The following is a 15,501-nucleotide window of genomic DNA, read 5'->3' on the forward strand; positions in this document are numbered from 1 at the left end:
GAGACTGATATGCCACTCGTTTCATTGAATCAAATTCTCGATCACGCAGCAGAACATGGTTACGGCGTGCCCGCATTTAATGTGAATAATCTGGAGCAAGTGCAAGCGATTTTGCAGGCGGCCGATGCGACTAAAAGCCCCGTCATTTTGCAAGCCAGTGCGGGAGCACGAAAATACGCGGGTGAATTGTTTCTGCGACAAATGATTCAAGGCGCAGTGGCCAGTTATCCACATTTACCGATTGTGATGCACCAAGATCACGGCACCAGCCCCGCGATTTGCTTAAGCGCGATTACGCATGGATTTTCTAGCGTGATGATGGACGGCTCGTTGATGATGGATGGCAAAACACCAGCCAGTTACGACTACAACGTTGAAGTCACCCGCGAAGTCGTCAAGATGGCGCACAGCTTTGGCGTGTCGGTTGAAGGCGAACTCGGTTGCCTTGGGCGGCTTGATACCGGTATGGGCGAAGAGGAAGACGGCGTCGGCGCCAGCCGCGTGCTCACGCACGCTGAAATGCTCACTGATCCTTGGCAAGCCAAAGCCTTTGTTGCTGCAACGGGGGTCGACGCCTTGGCGATTGCGATTGGTACCAGTCATGGCGCGTATAAGTTCTCATCCCCGCCCACTGGCGCGGTACTCGATATAGAGCGCATCAAAGAAATCCACGATGCGGTGCCCAATACGCATTTGGTGATGCATGGATCTTCCAGCGTGCCGCAAGATTTACTGCAGCAAGTCCGTGATTTTGGCGGTGAATTAAAGCCAACGTGGGGGGTGCCGATTGAAGAAATTCAGCGCGCGATTCGTTGGGGCGTGCGCAAAATTAATATTGATACCGATCTGCGACTTGCGATGACGGGCGCGATTCGCCGTCACTTGATGGAAAATCCAGCCGATTTCGATCCACGGCAATATCTAAAACCAGCAATAGCTGCGATGGCCGCCGTTTGCCGCGCGCGTTATATTGATTTTGGCGCGGCAGGGCAGGCCGATAAAATTAAACCGGTTGCCTTAGCTAAAATGTTAGAGAAATGTAGTTGATGTATTGGGCTGTAGTCATTGATTGGTAATGGCTACAGCCTAATACTTATTGTTGTCCGGCTTGGTTTAGATTAGATATTGATGGTTTTAGTGCCTGCGGCACATTGTTTTACAGTCGCAATCCGCGACAGGGACTCACTTTTCTTTTCGCTGCGAAAAGTAAGCAAAAGAAGGCGACCCGAGCGCGCATCGGTCCCCGATGCCCTCGATCAGTAGTGAGCCAAACGGTAAAACTGTTTGTCTCTCTCCCTCACTCGGTGCGCTTGGACGGGTTTTTAAGCCCCAGCTCAACGAGCGCGGCTCTGCATCAACACTTAATCTGAACATTGCCTATCCTGCAATACACAAATACTTCACTTCTAAGTATTCCTCAACCCCATATTTTGATCCTTCACGGCCCAAGCCCGATTGCTTGATGCCGCCAAATGGGCCGACTTCGTTCGAAATCATGCCGGTGTTTAGGCCGACCATGCCGCATTCGAGTGCTTCGGCGACGCGGAAGCTGCGGGCGATATTTTGCGTGTAGAAATAGCTTGCCAAGCCAAATACAGTGTCGTTCGCCATTTGGATTGCTTCATCTTCCTTTGTAAATTTGAACAGAGGAGCGACTGGGCCGAAGGTTTCTTCGCGTGCAATTTTCATTGCGGGTGTGACATTGCCAAGTAAAGTTGGTGTGAAAAACGTACCGCCGAGTGAATGCCGCTTACCACCCGCAAGCAAAACAGCACCTTTGGCGAGCGCATCGTTGATATGTTCTTCAACTTTGGCAACGGCGTTTTCGTCGATTAAAGGCCCAGTCGTAACGCTTTCGCTCGTACCATCACCGACCTTCAAATTGGCAATTGCCACCGCGAGTTTGGCGGCAAACGCATCATAAACGCCAGCTTGCACCAAAATCCGATTGGCGCAGACGCAGGTTTGCCCCGCATTGCGAAATTTGCTGATCATCGCGCCTTGTACTGCCGCGTCGAGATCGGCGTCGTCAAACACGATAAAAGGCGCGTTGCCACCCAGTTCAAGCGAGAGCTTTTTGATCGTTGGCGCGCAAGCCGCCATCAGTTCGCGACCGATTTCGGTTGAGCCGGTAAATGATAATTTGCGCACAATTGGGCTGGCGGTCAGCGCAGCGCCAATTTCGCGCGCGCTGCCAGTGACGATATTAATCACGCCAGCGGGAACGCCAGCGCGCTCAGCGAGTGCGACCAAGGCCAGTGCAGTCAGCGGCGTTTGCGATGCAGGCTTAACAATCATCGTGCAACCGGCAGCCAGCGCGGGGCCCGCTTTGCGGGTAATCATCGCAGCAGGGAAATTCCACGGGGTAATGGCAGCGCACACGCCAACGGGCTGTTTGAGCGTGATGATGCGCGGACCCGCTTGCGGATGCGGCATGACGTCGCCGTAAACGCGCTTGGCCTCTTCCGCAAACCACTCAATAAAACTCGCCGCATAAGCGATTTCACCGCGCGCCTCAGTCAGCGGTTTACCTTGCTCGGCGGTCATGATTTGCGCGAGCTCTTCCTGATTTTGCATCATCAGCTCAAACCAGCGTCGCAAAATCTGACTCCGTTCTTTGCCCGATTTGGCGCGCCACGCAGGTAGCGCGGCATTGGCCGCTTCAATCGCAGCCTTAGTTTCAACACTGCCAAAGCGCGGTACTTGGGCGATTTCTTGGCCAGTGGAGGGATTGTTCACTACCAAATTTGGCTCGCCGCACCATACGCCGTTAATCAAACATTGGGTTTTCAGCAGGCTGAGGTCTTTGAGTTGCATTACGGTTCTCGATTTGAATATTTGATTGATATTGTAAAACTTGGAGTCCACGAAAAACACGAAAGTCACGAAAAATGCTCAATAGCTTGGTTCATTTCTTGTGGTATTGGGCAGGTAGTTAACAAGATTTTGTTCGTGGTTTTTCGTGCCTTTCGTGGACTCAGGTTTGGATTTTGTATTTCGGAATTCATTCCATCGCCGCAAACAGTGCCGATTCTAAAATTGCCAAGCCTTCATCAAATACCACATCGCTAATGGTCAGCGGGAATAAAAAGCGCAGCACATTGGCGTACACGCCGCAGCTGAGCAAAATCAGCCCGCGCTTTAAAGCTTCCGCTTGGACGCGCTTGGTGAAATCTACATCGGGCGTGTTGGCATCCACCATAAATTCAACCGCAATCATCGCGCCAAGACCTCGTACTTCGGCGATCTTGGGTATTACCGTCTGTAAATTATTTAACATTGCTTGCAGTCGTATACCCAATGTATTGGCACGTTCGTTGAGTTGTTCATTTTCAATCACATCCAGCACCGCATGCGCTGCGGCAATCGCGACAGGGCTACCTGCATACGTGCCGCCCAGCCCACCGGGTGCTGGCGCGTCCATAATTTCGCTGCGACCAACGACGGCGGAAAGTGGAAAACCACCGGCCAGCGATTTAGCCAGCGTCATGATGTCGGGTAATACGTCATAGTGCTCCATCGCAAACCAACGTCCGGTGCGGGCAAAGCCAGTTTGGATTTCATCGGCAATCAGCAATATGCCGTGCTCATCACACCGTTGGCGCAGCGCACGCATCAACTCAGGCGGCGCGACATAAAAGCCACCTTCGCCTTGAATTGGCTCCAAGATGATCGCCGCCACGCGTTGCGGGTCGATGCTGGCTTTGAACAGCATCGTAATAGCGGCTAAGGAATCGGCCACAGAAACGTGATGCAGCGCATTCGGAAACTGCACATGAAAAACATCGGCAGGGAAGGGGCCAAAGCCGACTTTGTACGGCACCACTTTACCTGTGAGCGCCATGCCCATATGGGTACGGCCATGAAATCCGCCGCTAAATGCAATCACGCCGCTGCGCCCGGTGGCGGCGCGGGCGATTTTGATCGCGTTTTCAACTGCCTCTGCGCCGGTGGAAAAAAATGCCGTTTTCTTTGTGTGCGAGCCGGGCGTTAAGGCATTGAGCCGTTCGGCTAGCCGAATATACGATTCATACGGCACGACTTGATAGCAACTGTGCGTAAAGGCGTCGAGCTGGCTTTTCACTGCGGCAATCACATCGGGATGACGGTGGCCGGTATTCAGTACCGCAATGCCGCCCGCAAAGTCAATAAACCGCCGCCCCGTTACATCCCACAGTTCGGCGTTTTCTGCATGATCGAGAAAAAACGGCGCCATCACACCCACGCCACGTGGCGTGGCGGCTTGTTTGCGGGCAAGGAGTTCTTCATTAAGGTTCATAGGGCACACGTTGGTAACGAAGGTTTTTTAAGAATAGATGCAAGATGAAAAAAATGATGAATAAAACTGGCGATTTTCATGTCGCAATCGTCTTCATTTGAGCGGTCAGAAAACACCAAGTAGATTGCTTTTTCAAGCACTGCTAACTATGAACAAGCAATATATCAATCGTAGGCATCATTCAACCGGAGTGTTCGATGTTGATAGCTCATGCTCTGCTTGTCTGCCCAATTTTAGTGAGTGCAATGGCATTTTCTGCTGAAGAGGTGATTGTCTATGGGGATGAATCCTATCCACCTTATTCGTATGTTGAAGCGGGTGAATTTAAGGGGATTTATGTTGATTATATCCGGCAATTAACAGCAAATATGAGCGATTATCGAGTGAGGATTTCCCCCGTTCCTTGGAAGCGTGGATTGTCAATGCTAAAAAATGGTTCAGCATTTGCATTATTTCCGCCTTATAGGTTTAAGGAGCGAGATTATATTCAGTTTTATTCTTTGCCTTTATATCAGGAAAGTGTTGTTGTTTGTAACCGTACCATCATGACTAAGTCTAGAGTTAAATTCCCTGAAGATTTTACTGATGTTGTTATTGGTATTAATCGTGGTTATTTACTGTCGTCAGAATTGCAGAGTGCAATAACGAATAATTTTGTTAAGGTTGAAGAGGCCAATGGTAATGAAACAAATTTAAAGAAATTGGCGGCTTTACATACGGCGTGTTACATAAATGATAAAGTATCTATTTTTCTACTTTAAAGAAAATGAAGCAGGTTAGCCCTGTTGACTCCCAAATAGGTCGGCTTGTTGCTGTTGAAGTCGTTGAGCTCGAGTTTAAAGATGCATTTGTTGGTTTTAGTGCTGCTAGTCCGGCCAAGTATAAATATGATTTTATCGATCAACTGAATGTATCAATTGTGGAGGCTGAGAAAAATGGTGTGCTTAGAAAAATTATTGATAGTTATTTGAAGTAATGGTGGTCGGAATTTTTAATCTATTGATACATAGTTTATGGTTGCTTTTTAAATAAAAGAGGTTTTTTATGAAAATAAAATACAAAATCAATTTGGCAGCCGCTGCTGTGTTATTGCTAACTACTGCACTGCTATCTTTGCTGCAAATTAGGCTAATGTCTGATTCAATGCGAAGTCAGCAAACGGCGGCAATTAATGAATCAACAGCGGCAGTGGTCGCTCAAATTGAAAATTGGTTGAATGCAAAATTACTGCTGATTGATCTGGCAGCGCAAGCTATTGACTCTGCGTATAGTCCTGAAAATATGCAGCGCATGATAGAACGAAAAGTACTTAAAGATAACTTTATTTTAGTTTTTGGTGGGCTTGAAACGGATGGTAAAGCGATTAAAAATTCAAATGATTGGAATCCTCCTGAGACTTGGGATGCGAGGAAAAGACCGTGGTATCCGTTAGCAGTTAAATCACAAAGTGTTGCCTTAACTGAGCCTTATCCTGATGCAGTTAGCGGTGATATTTTAATTTCGGCAGTCGCTAAAATATCAAATCAAGGACAATTCTTAGGTGCTTTTGGTGGGGATATTAGTTTAAAGACTGTATCCGATGCGGTGAATACTTTGGATTTTAATAAAGCCGGCTATGCGTTTTTATTGTCAAAAAATGGGAGTATTATTTCTCATCCAGATCAGAAAATGAATGGTAAAAGCATTAATGAATTGTTTGATGGGCAAGATGTTAAGTTAGAAAAAGCATTATTTCCTGTGCAGGTGTCTGGTAAAAAAATGATGGTTTCATTTGTGCCATTGTCTAATTTGAAAGGGATGGATTGGTATATTGGTGTTGTTTTGGATGAGGCGATTTTGACGAAAGAGGTCGATTTATTGATTTGGAGTTCTATTGTAGGAACGGTTGTTGGTGTTGGGCTAAGTGTTTTATTACTTAGTTTGTTGATGGTGAAATTACTCCGTCCACTTGAGGTTCTATCTAAAGAGTTGCATGAATTAAATTCAGGTGAAGGTGATTTAACGCATCGCCTGCCAATTAGTGGTAATGATGAAATTACGCATCTTTCCACGGAATTTAATAATTTATTGCAGACATTACAAAGTTTGATTTCTCGGGTAAAACACAGTTCACAGCAAGTATTAGATAGCTCAGTCATTACATCCAAAACGGCAAGTGTTACTGCTGAGCGGATTTTTTCACAACTGAATGAATTGGATCAATTGGCCGAATCAATGCATGAAATGTCACAACAGGCAGAGCATGTTGCATCATCGGCGCAATCTGCCGCCCATGCTGCAGATCAGGCCAATCGTGAAGCGAAAAATGGTGCGGAGGTGGTATCTCGTTCCACTTTAGCAATTAAGCACTTGGCCGATGATATGAATGAGGCAAAAGGAACTATTGTTGAGTTAGCACGAGTGAGTCAGCAAATCGAATCCATATTATTAGTGATCACCAGTATTGCTGATCAAACTAATTTATTGGCACTCAATGCTGCGATTGAGGCAGCTAGGGCGGGCGAGGCAGGGCGGGGCTTTGCCGTTGTGGCCGATGAAGTGCGCAAGTTGGCCTCTATGACCCAGCATTCAACCAGCGAAATTCGTGAAATGATTGATCAATTACATGCCGGCGTACGTCAAGCAGAGGCGAGAATGTCGCAAAGTAGCAGTGCCGCGATAACAACGGCCAGTGATGCAATTGAGGCCAATCAAGTGCTTGAGCGGATTAGTGTCGCAATTAATAAAATTAATGATATGAATTTGCAGATTGCCGCGGCAGCAGAGGAGCAAAGTGCAACGACAGCAGGGATAGATAAAAATACGGACAATATTCGAATGATTAGCCATCAGGTTTCTGATGGGGCTCACGCACAAGTCGCTCAATGTGAGCTGATGGGGCAGCAGGTGAATACGCAGGAGCAATTGCTGAAAAATTTCAAGGTGTAAGTAATGCTTGAATAGATTCAAAATAAGGGCTGAATTCGGTTTGGAATGCAGCCCTTTTTGTCATTGAAATTTATAGCGAAAAATGCAATGAATTATTCGTCGTGTTCATCATTCGCATCAACAGCGTAACCTTTGTGCCGTTTATACATGGTCAATGTCGCCGCGCGTTGTTCGGCGTGGTTCACAATCGGTGGGAAATAATCGGTTTGCTCCAAAAAGCTAACAAACAACGAACCACGTCGATCGTTGGCCGAGAACTCCGATGGTGCGTGAATCGCTGCATCGGGTAATTCGGCCAGCTCTGGCACGTAGCGGCGGATGAATTTGCCTTGGGCGTCGAATTTTTCTGATTGTAAAGTTGGATTGAAAATTCGGTTATACGGTTGTGGATCACAACCTGTTGACGCAGCCCATTGCCAGCCGCCGTTATTGCTCGCCAAATCGTAATCGAGCAAATGTTCAGCAAAGAATTTCTCACCCCAGCGCCAATCAATCAATAAATCTTTGACCAAGAAACTCGCGGCAATCATCCGCAAACGGTTGTGCATAAAGCCGGTTTGCGTCAGTTGGCGCATTGCCGCATCGACAATCGGGTAGCCGGTTTCGCCAGCACACCATGCGGCAAATAGTTCAGGGTGATTTGGGAATGGCAGCGTATCAAATTCAGGTTTGAAAGCGTGTTCAACCACATCGGGGCGATGCCACAGGATTTGTGCATAAAACTCACGCCAGATAAGTTCGGACAACCACGTTTCGGCACCAATGCCGCCGTGTTCATAGGCAAAGCGCGCTAATTCGCGGATCGATACCGTGCCAAAACGAATGTGCGCCGAAAGGTAAGACGTGCCTTTGACCGCAGGAAAGTCGCGTGCGTCTTTGTAATCGGTGATGCGGCGTTTAAAGTCTTCAAATAGCTTTTCGCCACCACTCATTCCCAGCGGCACTTTGAGTTGCGTCAGATTGGTTTTGGCAAAACCCAGCTCTTTCAAGCTCGGAAAATATTGTGATTTGAGCGGTTTGAGATTTTTGATGACGTGATTGACGGGATAAGACGCCAGCACTTTATCGTTTAATTTACTCAACCAAGTGCGCTTGTACGGCGAAAACACACTGTACATGCCGCCGGTTTGCGTGAGCACTTCATCCTGCTCAAAGATCACTTGATCTTTATAGGTATTAAAGTACACGCCTTTTTCTTTTAGGCCCGCCGCAATCGTTTTATCACGGGCAATCGCTTGTGGCTCGTAATCGCGATTGCAATACACGGTGCTAATGCCAAATTGCTCAACCAAGGCAGGAATTTCAGTCAGCGGGTCGCCATGACGGACGACCAAATCGGTATTGTATTGACGCAATTCAGTTTTGATTTCTTTGAGCGCTTCCCAAATAAATTCCACACGGCGGTCGTGTTTCGGTAAATCTTTCAAAATCGTCGTATCAAAAACGAAGGCCAACACCACTTGATCAGCACATTTGAGCGCTTGATACAGTGCATGGTGGTCAAACAAGCGTAAATCGCGGCGCAGCCAAACGAGGGCGGTGGTGGTCATATGAAATCCTTATTGTGGGTATATCGACGTAGACATTGATTGATAATGCCTACGTCGATATACCTAATGAATGCTGTGCTTGGCGATTATTTGCGTCACAACATCATGGGGTATTTTTGAATGACCGTATCTTAACACTGCAAGCGCCGCTTGACTGTCCTTGTGTATTGATTCAATAATACACATATACACCTACCGGCTGATTGCTGATGTTCATCTTAAACCCCGCGCTACCTACGCCGATTTATCGGCAAATCCAAGATCAAGTGCGCCGCTTGATTGCGGGCGGGCAATTGCTGCCGGGCGCGGCGCTGCCGTCGGTGCGCGAGTTGGCCGAAATTCACGCCGTTAATCCAATGACGATTTCCAAAGCCTACAGCCTGCTCGAAGCCGAAGGCTTGCTGGCGCGGCAACGCGGCAAACCGATGACTGTCGCCGAGCACCCGCCGCCACATATTTTAGCGAGTCTGCAATTACAAACGATTTTGCGCGACACCATCGCCGCCGCGCGCCAACTGGGATTGAGCGACGCCGAGCTGATCGCCGCCCTCCATGCTGAACTGAATCAGGATAAAGACCATGAATGATCGCAATCATGCAGTAGTGCAAACGCTAGTGAGCGCCAAAGACGTCGCCCTTGGTGTCGTCAATTGCGCAGGCCAAACGCTGACCATCATGCCGGGGCAAGTGATTGGCTTGCTCGGTAAAAATGGCGCAGGCAAAACAACGTTGCTCGATGGTTTGCTGGGCTATACCTTTTTGAACGCGGGGGAGGTGACCGTGTTTGGTCACAATCCAACTGAGTTACCTGCAGAAGTATGCAGCCAGATCGGCTTTGTTGCACAGCAAGATGATTTGATGCCGTGGTTGACGGGCAGCGAAATGCTGGCTGCGACGCGACTGTTTTACAAACACTGGAATTATGATTTAGCCGATCGCCTTGTTGATCGTTGGTCGGTGCCAACGTGGCAGAAAATCAGTGAGATGTCGGTCGGCGAGCGGCAAAAACTGGCCTTGGTCGCCGCCATGGCGCACGAGCCACAATTGCTGGTGCTGGACGAGCCCGCTGCCAGCCTCGACCCACTGGCGCGCCGCGCTTTGATTAGCGAGTTGATAGACATTGTCGCCGATGGTGAGCGATCTATTTTGCTATCGAGCCATATTTTCAGCGACATCGAACGCGTTGCCAGCCATATTTGGCTGCTGGAAAAAGGCAGTATCACGTATCAAGGCGGTTTGGATGAGCTGAAAGAATCGGTTGTGCGCTTGCACTTAACGAGACCCTTGCAAGTGACTGCCAGCTTGGCGCTCACCACGCGGCACGTCATTCGTACCGACATCAGTACAGGGCGAGAAACATGGATTATTCGTGGTTGGAATGAAGCACTGGCTGCCGAATGCGCCGCCCAAATTACCTCGCCGTATCAGGTTGAAGCATTGGGGCTTGAGGATGCTTTTGTGGAGATTTCGCAATGAGCTTGGCCTATCAAATCTATTCGAGCTGGCGCGATCCAGCGGTGAAAGCACAGCGGAATTGGGTGTTTTTGCAGTTTTGGGGCCGGACATCCAATCAGCGTATTTGGTGGTTTTTGGGTTTTATGATGCTGCTGTGTATCTTGTGGCTTTTGCCAAAGGAACACTTAAAGATTTTTTATATGCCCTTATGTTTTCTATCCTATTTTCATGCAACGAATGCCGTTGAAGTCATCGCTGCGCTCAAGAAATGGCGCTTACGTTCTGTTCAATTGCAAAATGTGATGGTTCAAGCTTTATTACTATACTGGATGGTTTGGAGCTTATTGGGATTATTGATTTGGCATCGCATGGCAAATCCAACTCTGCTGGTTTTGCTTAGCCTTGTGCAGTTGAATGTTTTATTGATGAGCTATTTCGTACCACAAGCACTGGATACAAAAGCGCTTAACCTGCTGAATGCACCAGTGCTGCAGGGGCAGGGAATTTGGGCTGTATTGATACCGACATTTGCGCTGATTTTTTTACCCCAGTACGAAGCCTTGATTAGCAATATGCTTCTTGCTGCCACCTTGGGCTTGTTGTTAGCGGTTGCTTGGCAGTTGAGGAGATTCGGGCTAGCAAGACTGCTCGCAAATATCAAACATGCAGAACGTCACACCGATGAATTACGTCAGCAGACCAAGCATCCGCTGCTGTTGCTGCTGGAAATGAATATGGGCGGCGCGTTGGATCAAAAAGGCGTACGTAAAATTTTGGTTTCACTGTTTCTTGTTCCGTACGGATTCATTTTGGGGCTTCAACACTTAGTGCCTGCATCATTAGCGACAAGCCAATGGGGAGCAGGTGCGTGTTTTGCGATGCTCATTCCTGGATTTATGGGGTTGATTAACGGTCGAAAGCAGTGGTCTGGTTCGTGGCTGGTTCGTAGTCATAGTCGGGCGCAGTTATGGTGGCAAGATGAGCAATTATTTTTAGGAGCTTTATTGTTAACCGCAGTGCTCAATAGTGCTTTGTCACTATTACTGCAAATTGATAATGTAAATAATATTTTGAATGCAGCGCTGTTGTTTGTGTTTGGTTTGGCCAGTTTACGGTATCTTATTTTTAGTGTGCCGTGGATGTCGATGTGGAGCTTGAGTGCAGATGGTCGTACAACTCAGTTTGGATTTATGACTTTATTCTGTTTAATGCCGGTGTGGATTGGTGCCACTACAATTTGGAATTCTGGCGTGCAAAGTCATATCACCATGATGACTATGGCGTTTGCGCTGGCCGCACCGATTTTGGCCTATGTTTCTTATCGAAAAGCGATGAAAATCGATCTAGGTGCAATTCGGCGAGCTAAACGAAGTTGATTGGTGTATGTATTGGTTTGTAGTCATTTATAATAAAGGCCTAGGGGTAAATACCTTCTGGCCTTTTTCTTTTTACGCCAAGCAGTAGCTGAGTCATCGCTTAGCCGCAGCGACTTTGCAAAAGCTATGCGATAATTACGCTATGGAAAACGCCAATACATTAAATCTCACTCAGCACTTCCTGATCGCGATGCCGAATCTGGTTGACCCGATTTTCGCTAAATCACTCACCTATGTGTGTGAACACAACGAAAAGGGCGCGATGGGGGTGATTATGAATCGTCCACTTGGCATGACGCTGTCGACGCTGTTTGAACAGATTGATATAGAAATGCACCGCCCCGATGTGGCTGAACTCGCCGTGCATTTTGGTGGCCCGGTGCAGACCGACCGTGGCTTTGTACTGCATTCGCCGCTGGGCGATTGGCAATCGACGCTGATTGTGTCGCCGGAAATCGGCTTGACCACCTCCAAAGATATTTTGCTCGCAGTGGGCGAGGGCGCAGGCCCTGCAAAATTGTTTGTGTCGCTCGGTTTTGCAGGCTGGGAAGCGGGGCAACTCGAAAAAGAAATTTGCGAAAACTCTTGGCTGACCGTCCCTGTGGCCGATATGGCTGTGTTATTTGATTTGCCTGCTGAAGAGCGTTACGCCGCGGCATTGGCACTACTCGGTGTGGACGTCGGAATGCTTTCTAAAGATGTTGGCCACGCATGAAAATAACCTTGTTTCGCTACTGCGCCAGCGCTGAACTTTGTCGTGCGCTGCTCGCCATCCTCATGGACAAATGTCCACTCCGGTTGCTGCGCTGCTACTTCGCGTTCAGCACAGGCTCGCTACGCGAACCAAGATTATTTTTGAGAGTGAACCAATGAGCACTGTGTTAGCCTTTGATTTTGGTGAAGTGCGCATCGGCGTAGCGACGGGATCGACTGAGCTTGGCATTGCAACGCCTTTGGAAACGATTGCTTTTGAAGAAAACGATAAAAAATTTGCCCGTATCGAGGCGCTGATTAAAGAATGGCAACCCGCGCAATTGGTGGTCGGATTGCCGTGTTATCTCGACGGCACCGAACACGATATGTCGCGGCTTGCGAGAAAATTTGCCAATCGCCTAAATGGGCGATTTTCTTTGCCCGTACATTTGGTCGACGAGCGCCTCAGCAGTGCCGCCGCGAGTTCAGCATTGAACGAAACAGGTTTGCGTGGCCGCAAACAAAAAACCGCGCTCGACCAAGTCGCCGCGATGCAGATTTTGCAGACGTATTTTGATGGAATTGAATAATAAATTTGGGAATGTTCAGATTTGGTGTTGATGGTTTTAAGTGCCTAGGGCACGGTGTTTTACAGTCGCAATCCGCGACGGGGACTTACTTTTCTTGCTTCGCCAAGAAAAGTAAGCAAAAGAAGGCGACCCATATATCTGCACCGACTTCGTCGGCTTGATATGAGGGGTTTTAAAATCCCCAGCTCGACGAGCGCGAAACAATATCAACACCTGATCTGAACATCACCATTAATTTAGATGTATTGGCTTGTAGTCTTTTTTTAATATAGCTTGCATGTAAATACGTATTACATGATCAGTGCGAAGGCACAAAGAATAATTTTGTTTGTTAGCGAGGAATGATATGTACAACCCGCAACTGAATGCCCAAGGTGAGCTGATTCATTTGCTCACTACTGAAGGGCTGCCGCGTCGGATTTTGACTCAAATTTTGGATAAAGCCGCCGAGTTTGTGTCGGGCGGTGAACTGGTGAATCAGAAATTCGCCGATTTGGCCGGAACTTCGGTGTTTAACCTATTTTTTGAGAACTCAACGCGCACGCGCACGACGTTTGAAATCGCTGCCAAACGCCTGTCAGCCGACGTGTCGAGCCTGAATATTCAAGCGTCGAGTACCGCCAAAGGCGAAACGCTGCTCGATACCATCCACAATATCGAAGCGATGGGCGCGAATTTATTCGTTGTGCGCCATTCAGATTCAGGCGCGTCGCATTTGATCGCTAAGCATGTGAAGCCGGGCGTTGCTGTAGTCAATGCGGGCGATGGACGCCACGCGCATCCGACGCAAGCGATGCTTGATATGTTCACGATTCGCCATTTCAAAGGCGATTTCACCAATCTGCGAATTGCAATTGTGGGCGATGTGTTGCATAGCCGCGTGGCTCGCTCGCAAATTCATGCGTTGTCGACCTTGGGTTGCCCCGATATTCGCGTGATTGCGCCGAAAACGCTGTTGCCAACCGGTATCGAGCAGCTCGGCGTGCATGTGTATCACGATATGGAAAGTGGCCTCAAAGACGTTGATGTGGTCGCGATGCTGCGCTTGCAAAACGAACGGATGGCCGGGGCGTATCTGCCTTCAACGCAGGAATTCTATAAGGTTTACGGCCTTACCCCTGAAAAATTGGCTTTTGCTAAACCGGATGCGATTGTGCTGCATCCAGGACCGATGAATCGTGGCGTTGAGATTGATTCGGCGGTCGCCGATGGGGATCAAGCGGTGATCTTGCCGCAAGTGACGTTTGGTATCGCGGTGCGGATGGCGGTGCTCAGTATTGTGGCGGCCAATCAGCGGAGTTTGCTCTAATGAAAAATATCTTAATTAAAAATGGCTGCTTGGTGGACCCGATTGCTGGCACTGAGCAAGTTGCTGATCTGTATTTAGCGGGTGGCAAAATTGCTGCGGTGGGTGCTGCGCCTGTAGGTTTTACGGTTGATGAAACGATTGATGCGACTGGGCTCATCGTTGCACCTGGTTTGGTCGATTTAGCGGCGCGCTTGCGCGAACCAGGCTTTGAGTACAAAGCGACGCTGAAATCGGAAATGGCGGCAGCGGCCGCTGGTGGTGTCACCAGCGTAGTGTGCCCGCCTGATACTGATCCGGTGCTGGATGAATCGGGTTTGGTGACCAATCTGCGCCAACGCGCTAAAAATCTGGATTTAGCTCGTTTGTATCCGGTTGGCGCCTTGACCGTTGGACTCAAAGGCAAAGAAATCACCGAAATGGCGATGCTCAAAGAAGCAGGCTGCGTCGCGTTTTCGCAAGGCGATGTGCCAATTGCCGACTTGCAAGTGCTATACCGCGCGATGCTTTATGCGGCTAACTTTGGCTTTGAGCTACGCCTGCGCCCTGAAGAAGCTTCGCTGGTGAATGACGGCGTGGCGCACGATGGCCCCTATGCATCGCGCCTTGGCCTGACCGGCATTCCAGTGATTGCTGAAACCATCGCCGTTGCGCAAATTGTGCAATTGATGCGTGCTACCGGTTGTCGAGTGCATTTAGCGCGCATGTCGAGCGCAGCAGGTCTGGATTTGGTTCGTGCCGCAAAAGCCGAAGGCTTGCCGCTGACGTGTGATGTGAGCATCAATCACATCCATTTAGCCGATATTGATATTGGCTTCTTTGACAGCCAATATCGTTTCGATCCGCCACTGCGTGCGGTTGCCGATCGCGATGCGATTGTGAAAGCGCTGAACGACGGCACGATTGATGCAATTTGCTCGGATCATTCGCCAGTCGATGACGATGGTAAATTGCTACCGTTTGCACAAGCCGAACGCGGTGCGACGGGCTTGGAATTGCTGCTGCCGCTGACGCTAAAATGGGCAAGCAGCCAGCATATTAGCTTGCCGCAAGCATTGGCAAAAATCAGCTCAGTGCCTGCGAAAATGCTTGGGTTTGATGCGGGTTTAGCGGTTGGCAATCGTGCCGATTTGGTGTTGTTTGACGCTAAAGCGCACTGGCAAGTGATCCCAGAACGCCTAAAAAGCCAAGGCAAAAACACGCCATTTATCGGGCATGAAATGCTGGGTAAAGTGAAATACACGGTGGTGAAGGGTAAAGTGATCTTTGGTTAATATGTAGGGTATTTTTATCTAGGCCATATTCATTATGGTCTATATCTATA

At 48.6% G+C, this 15,501-nt stretch carries 14 protein-coding genes; 11 read left to right on the forward strand and 3 right to left on the reverse strand.

All coding sequences use genetic code 11. The annotated features are described in order from the left end of the window. The first annotated feature begins 9 nt into the window (after positions 1-9). A complete protein-coding gene (gene fba / locus K4H28_RS03705; protein WP_221007063.1) occupies positions 10-1,047 on the forward strand; it encodes a class II fructose-bisphosphate aldolase in 1,038 nt (345 codons plus the stop codon). A gap of 330 nt (positions 1,048-1,377) precedes the next feature. Here fba and K4H28_RS03710 read toward each other — a convergent pair whose 3' ends face one another. Both K4H28_RS03710 and gabT read right to left on the reverse strand, forming a co-directional pair. Continuing rightward, positions 1,378-2,817 (reverse strand): NAD-dependent succinate-semialdehyde dehydrogenase, encoded by a 1,440-nt coding sequence (locus K4H28_RS03710; RefSeq protein WP_221007064.1) that lies wholly within the window; start codon positions 2,815-2,817, stop codon positions 1,378-1,380. 187 nt (positions 2,818-3,004) lie between these two features. Next, positions 3,005-4,279: a 4-aminobutyrate--2-oxoglutarate transaminase gene (gabT, locus tag K4H28_RS03715; protein WP_221007065.1), complete on the reverse strand. Its 1,275-nt coding sequence runs from the start codon at positions 4,277-4,279 to the stop codon at positions 3,005-3,007. Positions 4,280-4,476: 197 nt separating this feature from the next. Here gabT and K4H28_RS03720 point away from each other — a divergent pair, with 197 nt between their 5' ends. The 3 genes from K4H28_RS03720 to K4H28_RS03730 all read left to right on the forward strand — a co-directional run bounded on the left by K4H28_RS03720 (position 4,477) and on the right by K4H28_RS03730 (position 7,207). Beyond that, positions 4,477-5,040, forward strand: a complete 564-nt coding sequence (locus K4H28_RS03720) for a substrate-binding periplasmic protein (protein ID WP_221007066.1) — start codon at positions 4,477-4,479, stop codon at positions 5,038-5,040. 5 nt (positions 5,041-5,045) lie between these two features. Further along, positions 5,046-5,255, forward strand: coding sequence for a hypothetical protein (locus K4H28_RS03725; RefSeq protein ID WP_221007067.1), 210 nt, complete (start codon positions 5,046-5,048; stop codon positions 5,253-5,255). 68 nt (positions 5,256-5,323) lie between these two features. Continuing rightward, positions 5,324-7,207 carry a methyl-accepting chemotaxis protein gene (locus K4H28_RS03730; RefSeq protein ID WP_221007068.1) on the forward strand — a complete coding sequence of 628 codons (1,884 nt, stop codon included), beginning with the start codon at positions 5,324-5,326 and terminating at the stop codon, positions 7,205-7,207. Between the two features lie 92 nt (positions 7,208-7,299). Here K4H28_RS03730 and K4H28_RS03735 read toward each other — a convergent pair whose 3' ends face one another. Then, positions 7,300-8,757, reverse strand: coding sequence for a cryptochrome/photolyase family protein (locus K4H28_RS03735; RefSeq protein ID WP_221007069.1), 1,458 nt, complete (start codon positions 8,755-8,757; stop codon positions 7,300-7,302). A gap of 209 nt (positions 8,758-8,966) precedes the next feature. On the opposite strand from K4H28_RS03735, the gene K4H28_RS03740 reads away from it, so the two are divergent. From K4H28_RS03740 to K4H28_RS03770, 7 genes are all read left to right on the forward strand, one after another. Next, positions 8,967-9,344 carry a GntR family transcriptional regulator gene (locus K4H28_RS03740; RefSeq protein WP_221007070.1) on the forward strand — a complete coding sequence of 126 codons (378 nt, stop codon included), beginning with the start codon at positions 8,967-8,969 and terminating at the stop codon, positions 9,342-9,344. Further along, a complete protein-coding gene (locus K4H28_RS03745; protein ID WP_221007071.1) occupies positions 9,337-10,233 on the forward strand; it encodes an ABC transporter ATP-binding protein in 897 nt (298 codons plus the stop codon). The genes K4H28_RS03740 and K4H28_RS03745 overlap by 8 nt, the downstream gene beginning before the upstream one ends. Continuing rightward, positions 10,230-11,588 carry a hypothetical protein gene (locus K4H28_RS03750; protein WP_221007072.1) on the forward strand — a complete coding sequence of 453 codons (1,359 nt, stop codon included), beginning with the start codon at positions 10,230-10,232 and terminating at the stop codon, positions 11,586-11,588. Before K4H28_RS03745 ends, K4H28_RS03750 begins: the two co-directional genes overlap by 4 nt. A gap of 142 nt (positions 11,589-11,730) precedes the next feature. Beyond that, positions 11,731-12,303: a YqgE/AlgH family protein gene (locus tag K4H28_RS03755; RefSeq protein WP_221007073.1), complete on the forward strand. Its 573-nt coding sequence runs from the start codon at positions 11,731-11,733 to the stop codon at positions 12,301-12,303. 154 nt (positions 12,304-12,457) lie between these two features. Beyond that, positions 12,458-12,871: a Holliday junction resolvase RuvX gene (gene ruvX, locus K4H28_RS03760; protein ID WP_221007074.1), complete on the forward strand. Its 414-nt coding sequence runs from the start codon at positions 12,458-12,460 to the stop codon at positions 12,869-12,871. 346 nt (positions 12,872-13,217) lie between these two features. Then, positions 13,218-14,180, forward strand: a complete 963-nt coding sequence (locus tag K4H28_RS03765; RefSeq protein WP_221007075.1) for an aspartate carbamoyltransferase catalytic subunit — start codon at positions 13,218-13,220, stop codon at positions 14,178-14,180. Further along, entirely contained in the window at positions 14,180-15,451 is a 1,272-nt protein-coding gene (locus K4H28_RS03770) for a dihydroorotase (protein WP_221007076.1), read from the forward strand. Before K4H28_RS03765 ends, K4H28_RS03770 begins: the two co-directional genes overlap by 1 nt. Positions 15,452-15,501: the final 50 nt, after the last annotated feature.

The sequence above is a fragment of the Deefgea tanakiae genome (genome assembly GCF_019665765.1).
Lineage (GTDB): Bacteria > Pseudomonadota > Gammaproteobacteria > Burkholderiales > Chitinibacteraceae > Deefgea > Deefgea tanakiae.